Consider the following 10562-nt stretch of genomic DNA (forward strand, 5'->3'; position numbering starts at 1 on the left):
GACCGGGGGTGACCGCTGGCCGCCGTGGTTCGGGCCGACGGATCGCGCGACCGACCCGCTTGCGGGCATTCCGCCATGCCAGCCTGGCAAGGCGGGCGGCGTTTGACGCCTGCCCGGCGGCCACGGCGCGCGGCGGGACCGGCGTCGGCCGGCTGGCTGGCCCGAGCAGGGGGTGCCGGGTTGGTGGCGCTGCTCCGCGGGCGTCGGACTCGGTGCGGCCCGAGCGGCCGGCCCACCCATCGGATCGCTGGCCGCCGGCCCACGGGCGTCGGACTCGGTGCGGCCCGAGCGGGCGATGTGAGCGGGCGGTGTGAGCGGGCGAGGTGGATGTGGCCCAGGGGCGGATCGAACCCGGCCTTCCCGGGAATCACGAGGGCTAGAGACGTCCGGTCCGAACGGGGGACGGTGAGACAGTCGTGATCTTCAACAGTCGGGTGGACGCGGGCCGGCAGCTTGCCGCCCGGCTGGCCCACCTGCGCGGCCAGAACGTCGTCGTCGTGGGGCTGCCCCGCGGCGGGGTCCCCGTCGGATACGAGGTGGCGCGGGCCCTGGATGCACCACTGGACGTGATTCTCGTCCGCAAGATCGGTGTGCCGTTCCAGCCCGAGCTCGCCATGGGCGCGATCGCCGAGGGCGGGGTGCGGGTCGTCAACGAGGAGACCCTGCGGCTGGCCAACGTCGGTCCGGACGGGTTCGCCGAGGTCGAGGCGCGGGAGGCGGCCGAGCTGGAGCGGCGCGCCCGGCGTTTCCGAGCCGGCCGGCCGCGGGTCCCCCTCGCCGGCCGCACGGTGGTCATCGTCGACGACGGGATCGCGACCGGTTCGACGGCGCTGGCCGCCTGCCAGGTCGTCCGGGCCCAGGGGGCACAGCGAATCGTGCTCGCCGCCCCTGTCGCCGGGCGTGACCGCGCCGACTGGCTGCGCGGGCAGGCCGACGAGGTGATCTGCGTCCAGGAGCCGGCAAGCTTCTTCGGTATCGGCGAGTTCTACGCCGACTTCGATCAGACCCCCGATGAGGAGGTCACCGATCTGCTGCTGCGCCGGGCCGCAGCCCGCCATCCGGGGGGCGCGAACGGGAGCCGCGATATCGGCTCGGGAGAGATCGCCCACGCGGGGGGTGCCCGCGACGGCGAGGGGCCGGGAGCGGGTGCGGGTGCGGGTCGGGTCGGACTGGGGGCGGGTCGGGCCGAGGAGATGTCGGGGTGGGTCGAGGAGGTGTCGATTCCCGCGGAGCTGGTGCGGCTCGCCGGGCGGCTGACCGTGCCCCCGCAGCCGGGCGGGGTGGTCGTCTTCGCGCACGGCAGCGGCAGCAGTCGCAGCAGCCCGCGCAACCGCTTCGTCGCCGACACACTGGCGTCCGCGGGGCTGGCCACGCTGCTGTTCGACCTGTTGACCCCGGACGAGGAGCGCGACGTCGGGAACGTGTTCGACATCGGCCTGCTCGCCCGGCGCCTGCTGGCCGCGACCGCCTGGCTGCGGGAGGTGCCTGCGACCGCCGCGCTACCGCTGGGCTACTTCGGCGCGAGCACCGGCGCCGCGGCGGCGCTGTCGGCCGCGGCCGAGGCTGCCCGGCAACCCACTCTCGACGTCGCCGCCGTCGTCTCCCGGGGCGGCCGGCCGGACCTGGCCTGGGATGCGTTGCCGGCGGTGCGGGCGCCGACCCTGCTCGTCGTCGGCGGTCTCGATGAACAGGTCCTCGAGCTCAATCGGCGGGCGCGGGAGCGGCTCACCGGCAGCGCGAGTCGACTGGAGATCGTGCCGGGCGCGACGCATCTGTTCGGCGAGCCGGGCGCGTTGGAGCGGGTGGCCGCGCTCGCCCGGGACTGGTTTGTCGACCACCTCACCCTGCTGGGCCACGCATCCCGGGCCTGACCGGCCTCCTCCGTCAGGCACCTGTGCGTAATCGTGTGCGTGCTCCTCGAAACGGGGGAATGACGTCAAGGGGAGCGCATGGCCCACCCGGGCGGGGCGTCGGGCGGAGAGGGGCAGGGATGGCCTACATCGGTTCGGTGGTCAGCGGGCCGCCGGTGACCGTGGCGAGAGCCACCACGATCAGCGAGGCGGCCCGGAAGATGGGGCGAACGGGCGTCGGCGCGCTACTCGTCGTCGACGATGCCCGGCAGGTCGATGCCCGGCAGATCGATTATGCCCGGCAGGTCGACGATGGCGAGCACGTCGGGGATCGGCAGGTCGACCATGACGAGCCGGTCGGGGACCCGCAGGTCGGGGACCGACTGGTCGGCATTGTGACCGACCGTGACATCGTCCTGCGCGGGGTGGCGCGGGGGATCGGGCCGGACGGCCGCATCGACGCGTTGATGACCACCGAGGTCATCACCGTGCCCGCCGGCATGGGCGTCGAACGGGCCTACGAGATCTTTCGGGATCATGCGATCCGGCGGCTGCCGGTGCTGGACGGCCGGCGCATCGTCGGCCTGGTCTCCGTCGACGATCTGTTGATCCGCAGCGAGCGGGAGATCGCCGACCTGGTGCATCCGCTGTGCGAGGAGGCGTTTGCCCCGCACCGCGAGGCGGCGGCGCCGGTCGTGGCGGGACGGGGCACGGCGATGACCGCCACGACGACGGCGGCCACGACGGCGGCGGCGATGACGGCGGCGACGGCGGCGATGACGACCGGGGCCAGCGCGGGCGGGGGGACGACGGTGGTCGTCCGCATGGATGGTTTCGCCGCGCCCGCCCGCCGGCGTACTGCACTGCACGCCCACCCCGGCGACACCCTGGTGGTTCACAGCCACATCCCGCGGGCGCCGGACCGGCTCGGGGAGATCTGCGAGGCGCGGACGGACGCGGGCGACCCGCCGTTCGCCGTGCGTTGGTCCGACACGGGGCACGTCAGCTTCGTGTACCCCGGCCCGGACGCGGAGGTCCGCCGCTGCGATGAGAGGTCCGCCGCCGACGGCATCCGCTAGCCCGAGACGGTTCGGGGTTCCGGCCGAACCGGCCGCGGGTCAGGCCCTGGCCACCACCTGGCCGGCCTCGAAGGCGATCGTGCGGTCGGCGAGGACCTCGGCGTCGGTCGGGTCGTGCGTGACGATCAGCACGGGTGCGGACAACGTGGGCAGGACCGTGCGCAGGAACGCGCGGACCTCCCCCCGGGTCGCGCTGTCCAGGGCGGCCAGCGGCTCGTCGAGCAGCAGCAGGCGGGGTTCCGTGGCCAGCGCGCGGGCGAGTGCCACCCGCTGGCTCTGGCCGCCGGACAGGGCGCCGGGGCGGCGGTCGCCGAGTTCGCCGATTCCGAACCGCTCCAGCCACGAGTCCGCCCGGTCGCGGGCGTGCCGGCGGCCCTGGCCGAGGCGGGCCCGCACTCCGAACGCCACGTTGTCGCGGGCGCGCAGGTGGGGGAACAGCAGGTAGTCCTGGAAGACAACGCCCACCGGGCGGCGCTCGGACGGGACGAAGCGGCGTTGCGCGGGGTCGTCGAGGACCTGCCCGGCCAGGGTTATCCGTCCCTCGTCGAGCGGGAGCAGCCCGGCCAGCGTGCGTAGCAGGGTGCTCTTGCCGGCACCGCTGCGGCCGAGGACGGCGACCGTCTCCCCCCGGGCGACCTGAACGTCGACGGCAAGGACGAACTGGCCGCGCCGTACCGTCACCCGGGCATCGAGGCCGCTGGTCTCCGCCGCCGGCGCGGACCAGCCCGCGGCCGGGTCGGCGGGATCGGCCGGGTCGGCGGGGTCGGCGGGCGTGGTGTTCGGCGTGCCGGCGGTCACCCGAGGCCACCCTCGGGGCCTACGGTCACCGGTGTCGGCCGGGACGACCGGCTGCGCAGCAGCCGCCGGGCGCCCGGGAACCACCGCGCGCGCAGCGCCAGCAGCACCGCGACGCAGACGGCGAGCAGGACGAGGGACAGCGCGATGGCGGCGTCGGCGTCCGTCTCCAACGCCAGGTAGACGGCCAGCGGCATCGTCGTGGTGGTGCCGGGGAAGTTGCCGGCGAAGGTGATCGTCGCGCCGAACTCGCCGAGGGCCCGGGCCCAGCACAGCGCGGCCCCGGCGGCGACGGCGGGCGCGACCAGCGGGACGGTCACCCGGCGGAACGTCGTCCAGGGGCCTGCGCCGAGAGTGGCGGCGGCGTCCTCGAAGCGGCGATCGGCGCTGTTCAGCGCGCCCTCGACCGAGACGACGAGGAAGGGCATCGCCACGAAGGTCTGCGCGATCACCACTCCGGCGGTGGTGAACGGCAGGGTGATCCCGAACCAGTCGTCCAGGTGCTGCCCGACGATGCCGCGCCGGCCCAGGGCGAGCAGCAGCGCCACGCCGCCGACGACGGGCGGCAGCACCAGCGGCAGGGTGACCAGCGCCCGGAGCAGGGAGCGGCCCGGGAATCTGGTCCGGGCCAGCAGCCAGGCGAGCGGAATGCCGAACACCAGCGACAACACCGTCGCCGCGGTGGCGGTCTCCAGCGACAGCAGCAGTGCCTCGCGGACGCTGTGCTCGGTGATCAGATCGGGCAGCCCGGACCAGGGGGCCCGGACGAGCAGGCCGACGAGCGGCAGGAGCAGGAACAACGCGGCGACCGCCCCGGGCACCCACAGCGCCCACGGCGCCCGGCGGCGGGTCTCCCGGCGGGCGGTGCGGCCCGTCACCCGCAGCCGGGGCGTCCGGTCCGGATCGCGGTCCAGGCCACGGTCCGGACCGGCGACCAGGCTCTCCGGCGCGCCCGGGGAGCCGCCCCTCGACCGGTTCCGGGAGCGTAGTGCCAACCGCCATCCGGTCACGGCCCGCTGCGCCGGCGCGGCCCACGGGAGCGAGGCATCACCTGGACTCGTCATCGCCGGCGCGGCCCCTCTCCCTGGTGACTCTGGTGACGCTTACAGAGCAGGTGATCGCTTACAGAGCAGGTGATCGCCTACAGAGCAGGTGATCCGCTACGGTGGGGATCCCTTGCGGCGCAGGTGATTCGTCGCCGAAGCGGGCCACTCGCGCGACCTGGCCGGTGGGCGGTCAGCGGCGGTCGGGCATCTCGATGACGACGTTGGTTGACTTCACCGCGCCCACCGCGAGGACGCCGGGTTCGAGCCCGAGTTCGTCGGCGGCCTCCCGACTCATCAGGGAGACCAGCCGGTGCGGGCCGGCCTGGATCTCGACCTGGGCCATCACCGTGTCCCGGGTGACCCTGGTGATGATCCCGGGGAATCGGTTGCGGGCGGACTCGGCGACGACGGGCGTTGCTGTACTGGTCTGGTCTCCTGCCATATCCTTGGCGAACTCGGCCAGGTTGGCGCCCTCGATCGCCCGGCGACCGGCGTCGTCAAGGACAGTTGGAAGTCGGCCGCTGTCCGCCCATCGGCGGATGGTGTCGTCACTGACACCGAGCAGCGCTGCCGCCTCACTGATCCGGAATCTCGGCATGCTTGTGATGGTAGCCCGGTAGCTTCGGCGAGTTCGATGCGCATAACCCGAATTTGCGGTGATTTCCGCGGCGTTTCTTCCGCGTACGCGGCGTTCCTCCGGTGCGACGGGACCGGCCCGTTCGTGGCCTCGGCCGACCCGCCCCCGGCGGGATGACCGGTTGGCGCCCAAGCATCCGCCCCGACGGGGCACCATGCGGAGGTCGTCCGTCCGCCGATCCCCGTCCCTGGAGCGCCCGTGACACCGTCCGCTCGCCCGTTCGCCACCGCCACCAGCACCGCCACCAGCACCGCCGGCGGCCCGGCCGTCGACCCCACGGATCCGGTCGCGGCGCCGGTGCGGATCAACGTCCGCGCGCTGCTCGTCGAGGGTGACCGGATCCTGCTCGCCAACGAACGCGGCCAGACGTCGTTCCACCTGCTCGGTGGCCGGGTCGGGGCCGGCGAGACGGTGCAGGGGGCGTTGCGCCGCCTGCTCGACGAGCAGGCCGGCATCGATCTCGACCATGTCACGTTCGCCGGCTGCCTCGAGGGAACCGCGATCGAGCGCGGCGAGCGGGTCGGGGTGCTCGACGTCGTCTTCGCGGTCGACCGGTCCTGGGCCGGTGAGTTCGGCACCAGGCTCGACGACCTGGACATCGTCTCGGCGTCTCTCGTGAGCCTCCCCGATCTGGATCTGCGTCCCGCCACCCTGCGTCAGCTCATCCCCGAGTGGCTGCTGCACGCCCGACCGGCCTGGTACGGGGCGAGCGGCCGCTGACCGCGGGGCGTACTCGGCCGCAGAGCGCAGGTGGTTTCACGGCGCAGTTGGTTTCACGGCGTAGTCGATTTCACGGCGGGGTCGATTTCACGGCATGGTTGACCTCAATCCGACTTCAGGTTCTAGCGTTCGGTCCCGGGCCGGCGCCGCTTCGTGGGTGCATCGATGCGGCCCGTGGCCACCTGGCCCCGACGACGACCTGGAGGACAGATCATGTATGCAGTCCGGCTGCACGAGTTCGGCCCGGCGGGCAACCTCCGCTACGAGCAGGTCGACGATCCGGTGCCGGCGGCCGGCCAGGTGCGCGTCGCGGTGGCCGCGGCCGGCGTACACCTGGTCGACACCATCCTGCGGCAGGGCTCGGCCGGCGGCCCGTTCCAGCGCCCCGAGCTGCCGACCATCCCGGGGCGGGAGGTCGCCGGCACGGTCGACGCCGTCGGGCCGGGCGTCGACGAGGGGTGGCTCGGCCGGCGTGTCGTCGCCCATCTCGGCCTGACCGGCCAGGGATACGCCCAGCTTGCCGTCCGCGACGTGGACAGCGTCCATCCCATCCCGCCCGGCCTCGACGCCTCCGCCGCCGTAGCGATGATCGGTACCGGGCGCACCACGATCGGCATCCTCGACGTCGCCGAGCTGACCGCCGAGGACATCGTCCTGATCACCGCCGCGGCCGGCGGCATCGGCAGCCTGCTCATCCAGGCGGCCCGCGACGTCGGGGCGACCGTCGTCGCCGTCGCCGGGGGAGCCGTGAAGATCGCCGCGGCGCGGCGCCTCGGCGCCGACATCGCCGTCGACTACACCCTCCCCGCCTGGCCGGACGTCGTCCGGACCGCCCTCGACGGCCGCGCCGTGACCGTGACGCTGGACGGGGTGGGCGGCGCCGCCGGCCGCGCCGCCCTGGAGCTGATCGGCCCGGTCGGCCGCTACTACACGTTCGGCTGGTCGGCCGGGTCGCCCACTGTCATCACCACCGCAGACGTGATGGAGCGTGGACTGCTCGTCGCGTCCGTCCTCGGCCCGCGCATGTTCCGCCGGCCCGGCGGGCTGGCCGCGCTGGAGGAGGCGGCGCTCGCTGCCGCGGCCGCCGGCACCCTGGTACCAGCCGTGCAGACCTTCCCGCTGGCCGAGGCCGCGGCCGCGCATGCCGCCCTGGAGAGCCGTGCGACGGCCGGCAAAGTCGTCCTGATCGCCTGATCGCCTGATCGCCTGATCGCCTGATCGCCTGATCGCCTGATCGCCTGATCGCCTGATCGCTCCGAACCGGCCCGAGCCCGGTTCGGAGCGGGGGGAGGTCGTAGTGTTGCGGCGGTGGCGGTGCGAGGGACGGGCGATGCACTGGCGCTGCTGACCGGATCCCAGGCGCGCCGGGCCGCCCTCGCGGCCCAGGGGCTGGCCCGTCCGCGGCCGACCGGCCGGCTCGATCGTCGACACCTGCGGGGCCTGTTCGCCCAGGTCGGGGTCGTGCAGATCGACTCGGTGAACGTGCTGGCCCGGGCGCACTACCTGCCCGGCTGGTCGCGGTTGGGGCCGTACTCCCGGGAGATGTTCGACCGGCTCGTCCGGGTCGAGCGGTACGCCTACGAGTACTGGGCGCACGAGGCCTCGCTGGTCCCGATCGCCTGGGAACCGTTGTTCCGCTGGCGGGCGGCGGCGGCGCTGGCCGGCGAGGGCATGTGGCGGGGGATAGCGGCGTTCGGCCGGGAGCGCGCCGACTACGTGGCCGACGCACTGGCCCAGGTTCGTGACCGCGGCCCACTCGCCGCCGCCGACCTGGCCGAACCCGGTCGCGGCGGTGGGGGCTGGTGGGGATGGGCGGACGGCAAGCGGGCCATGGAGTACCTCATGTGGACGGGCCAACTCTGCGTCGCCGGCCGCCGGGCATCCTTCGAGCGGGTCTACGACGCACCGGAGCGGGTCATCCCGCCGGCCGTTCTCGGCCTGCCGACCCCCGACCCGCACGAGGCCGTCCGGATCCTGCTCGGCCACGCCGCCGACCGCCTCGGGGTGGCGACCGCCGGTGACCTCGCCGACTACTTCCGGCTGCCTGCCGCGGTGGCCAGGCCCCGCCTCGCCGAGCTGGTGGAGAACGGGGAGCTGATGGCGGTGGGGGTCGCCGGCTGGTCCGCGCGGGCATACACCCGCCCGGAGCTCACCATCGCCCGCCGGGCCGCCGCTCGTGCCCTGCTATCCCCCTTCGACCCGCTGGTCTGGGAGCGTGCCCGCACCCGCCGCCTGTTCGGGATGGATCTGGTCCTGGAGCTCTACACGCCCGCGCCGAAGCGGCGGTACGGCTACTACGTGCTCCCCTTTCTGCTCGGGGATCGGCTCGCGGCCCGGGTCGACCTCAAGGCGGACCGGGCGGCGAGGGTCCTGCGGGTCGCGGCAGCCTGGCACGAAGCCGATCCCGGCTCGGACATCCCGACCCCACGCCGTCCGGTTGGTCCGGTTGGTCCGGTCAGTTCGGGTCGGTCAGGTCAGTCGGGTCGGTCGTCGGTCGTCGCGGCCGGTCGGGAGCTGGACGGTGCGGGCCCGGGGGGCTCGGCGTCGGACGGTCCGGATCTGGGCAGTCCGGCGACGGTTGCCGGCGAGCTCGCCGCCGAACTCGCCGCGCTCGCCGGTTGGTTGGGCCTCGACCGCATCGAGGTCGTCGCGAACGGGACGCTGGCCCCCGCACTGACCCGAGCGGTCGCGGCCCTCGGCGCGGTCGGCTGAGCGGAGACACGATGGCGCGTTCGTCCGCGAGCGCCGGCCCCGAGCCCGACGCCTGGTGTTCCGCGGAACCGCACCATGCTGCCGGGCACGACCTCGACTTTCACGATCATGTCCGCACCTGCCCACCCCGACTGTCAAGATCAGGGAACGCGAAACCCGTCCGGTCACAACCCCATGGGCGGCCTGGATTTTCAATGGTGGCCTTCGAAGCCGACGTCGGTGCCGATGTCGGTGCCGAGCGGCGCGAGCCGGTTCACCTGTCTGTTCGCGGGCCGTCGTCGGACGGGGTGACGGCGTGGTCGTAGTCGGCGTGACAGGCCACCGGGGGCTCACCGAAAATCAGGCCAGCTACGTCGCCGGGCAGGCGCGCCGGCTGCTCGCGCCCCTCGCCGACGCAGGCTTCGCCGGGATCACCTGCCTCGCCGACGGCGCGGACACCATCGTCGCCGACGTGGTCCTCGCCCTCGGCGGCCGGCTGATCTCCGTGATCCCGGCGGACGGGTACCGCGATTTCCAACCCGCCGCGCATCGCCCGGACTTCGACCGGCTGCTCCGCTGCTCCGCCGAGGTTCGTCGGCAGGACCGGCCGACCCCGGACCCGACCAGCCTGATGGCAGCGAGCCGGGTTCTCGTCGACGACTCAGACTGGATCATCGCGGTCTGGGACGGTCTGCCGGCCCGGGGCTCCGGAGGCACGGCCGACGTGGTCGACTACGCTCGGTTACAGCGTCGGCCGGTAAGAATCATCTGGCCGGCCGGCGCCGTGCGTCGCCCGGCGTAGCCCGGCGCCGAGGTCTGGGTCCACCGGCCGGCCGGCGGCACCGTCAGCGGGGGGTGAGCGGGACGACGCTCACCTGAACCGGGGTAAGACCGCTCTTGGGTCCGGCCGGGGCGCCGGCGGTCCCGGCGGCCGGCGGTTGCGCCTGGGCCTGCGTCCCTGGCTGACTCTGTGGCTGGCTCTGGGCCTGCGTCCCCGCCCCGCGCTGACTCTGGGGCTGGCTCTGGCCTTGCGGCTGGCTCGGCTGGCCCTGGCCCGACGGCTGGTTCTGGACCTGGGTCCGCGGGGGTGCCTGCTGCGCCTGGGCCGGTCGGGCAGCCAGGGCCGCACCGCCGCCCACGTCCGCCAGCCCCGCTGCGGCCACAGGTACCGCCGCAACGCGGCCCGCGCCGGCAGTACCCGACGTGGCCGCTCCAGGCTGCCCCGTGGGTGCGGTGACCCGGGACGTCGAAGGCTGCGCGGCGGGTCGCTCCGTCGGCGTGAGGGGGGTGACCAGGAGCCCCGGGGGTGCCTGGACGGCCGGGTTCGGGGCGCTCACCGCGGGCTGCCCGGCGCCTGGCGCGGGATGACGATCGCCCGAGACGAGTGCCGCGCCAGCCGCGCCGGCATCCCCGGCCCGGCTGGCCGCGGCGAGCCGCAACGTGTGCAGCGCGAAGTCCTCGGCCGCGAGGTCCTCCTGCTGCTCGTACTCGGTCGGCGCGAGCGCGGCCCTGCCGTCGGGGCCGGTCGGGGCACCGGTGCCCGCCTCGGCGGAATCGGCGGGGACGTCGGGACGGATGGAGTCGGTGGAGTCTGCCGGTGCGGGTGCGGCGGACGGGTGCGCCGGCGCGGGCGCGACCCGGTCGGCGGATCGGCTCCCGGCCGCGCTGTCCCCGGAGCGATTCTCGTGCAGGGGGGCCTGCGCACCGGTGGTCACGTCGTCGTTGGCGCCGCCCAGCCCCGCGG

The 10562-nt window shown here is 74.4% G+C and carries 9 protein-coding genes and 1 pseudogene; 6 read left to right on the forward strand and 4 right to left on the reverse strand.

The window, feature by feature from the left end; all coding sequences use genetic code 11:
• The first annotated feature begins 416 nt into the window (after positions 1–416).
• Complete coding sequence (locus ND748_RS16745; protein ID WP_251746735.1) at positions 417–1871, forward strand: phosphoribosyltransferase family protein; 1455 nt, start codon at positions 417–419, stop codon at positions 1869–1871.
• Positions 1872–1990: 119 nt separating this feature from the next.
• Positions 1991–2929, forward strand: a complete 939-nt coding sequence (locus ND748_RS16750) for a DUF1918 domain-containing protein (RefSeq protein ID WP_251746736.1) — start codon at positions 1991–1993, stop codon at positions 2927–2929.
• 39 nt (positions 2930–2968) lie between these two features.
• Here the strand turns inward: ND748_RS16750 and ND748_RS16755 are convergent, their stop codons facing one another.
• The 3 genes from ND748_RS16755 to ND748_RS16765 all read right to left on the reverse strand — a co-directional run bounded on the left by ND748_RS16755 (position 2969) and on the right by ND748_RS16765 (position 5368).
• Positions 2969–3727, reverse strand: a complete 759-nt coding sequence (locus ND748_RS16755) for an ABC transporter ATP-binding protein (RefSeq protein WP_251746737.1) — start codon at positions 3725–3727, stop codon at positions 2969–2971.
• Complete coding sequence (locus ND748_RS16760; RefSeq protein ID WP_251746738.1) at positions 3724–4788, reverse strand: ABC transporter permease; 1065 nt, start codon at positions 4786–4788, stop codon at positions 3724–3726. The genes ND748_RS16755 and ND748_RS16760 overlap by 4 nt, the downstream gene beginning before the upstream one ends.
• Before the next feature lie 172 nt (positions 4789–4960).
• Entirely contained in the window at positions 4961–5368 is a 408-nt protein-coding gene (locus ND748_RS16765) for a molybdopterin-binding protein (protein ID WP_044883345.1), read from the reverse strand.
• A 237-nt stretch (positions 5369–5605) separates the two neighbouring features.
• Here ND748_RS16765 and ND748_RS16770 point away from each other — a divergent pair, with 237 nt between their 5' ends.
• The 4 genes from ND748_RS16770 (at position 5606) to ND748_RS16785 (ending at position 9620) form a co-directional block, all read left to right on the forward strand.
• The gene (locus ND748_RS16770; protein ID WP_251746739.1) at positions 5606–6127 is read left to right on the forward strand and encodes an NUDIX hydrolase; all 522 of its coding nucleotides are present in this window, start codon (positions 5606–5608) and stop codon (positions 6125–6127) included.
• A 213-nt stretch (positions 6128–6340) separates the two neighbouring features.
• Positions 6341–7321, forward strand: a complete 981-nt coding sequence (locus ND748_RS16775) for a zinc-binding dehydrogenase (protein WP_251746740.1) — start codon at positions 6341–6343, stop codon at positions 7319–7321.
• A gap of 120 nt (positions 7322–7441) precedes the next feature.
• Positions 7442–8839, forward strand: coding sequence for a winged helix-turn-helix domain-containing protein (locus tag ND748_RS16780; protein WP_374215947.1), 1398 nt, complete (start codon positions 7442–7444; stop codon positions 8837–8839).
• 310 nt (positions 8840–9149) lie between these two features.
• A complete protein-coding gene (locus ND748_RS16785; protein WP_251746742.1) occupies positions 9150–9620 on the forward strand; it encodes a hypothetical protein in 471 nt (156 codons plus the stop codon).
• A gap of 43 nt (positions 9621–9663) precedes the next feature.
• On the opposite strand, the pseudogene ND748_RS16790 reads toward ND748_RS16785, so the two are convergent.
• A pseudogene (locus ND748_RS16790) lies at positions 9664–10562 on the reverse strand (hypothetical protein); the annotation flags it as partial.

The organism is Frankia sp. AiPs1 (assembly GCF_023716945.1).
Lineage (GTDB): Bacteria > Actinomycetota > Actinomycetes > Frankiales > Frankiaceae > Frankia.

Coding starts and splice junctions, on each gene's coding strand:
- ND748_RS16750 (WP_251746736.1), top strand. CDS start 1,991: ATGGCCTACATCGGTTCGGTGGTCAGCGGGCCGCCGGTGACCGTGGCG.
- ND748_RS16760 (WP_251746738.1), bottom strand. CDS start 4,788: ATGACGAGTCCAGGTGATGCCTCGCTCCCGTGGGCCGCGCCGGCGCAG.
- ND748_RS16765 (WP_044883345.1), bottom strand. CDS start 5,368: ATGCCGAGATTCCGGATCAGTGAGGCGGCAGCGCTGCTCGGTGTCAGT.
- ND748_RS16775 (WP_251746740.1), top strand. CDS start 6,341: ATGTATGCAGTCCGGCTGCACGAGTTCGGCCCGGCGGGCAACCTCCGC.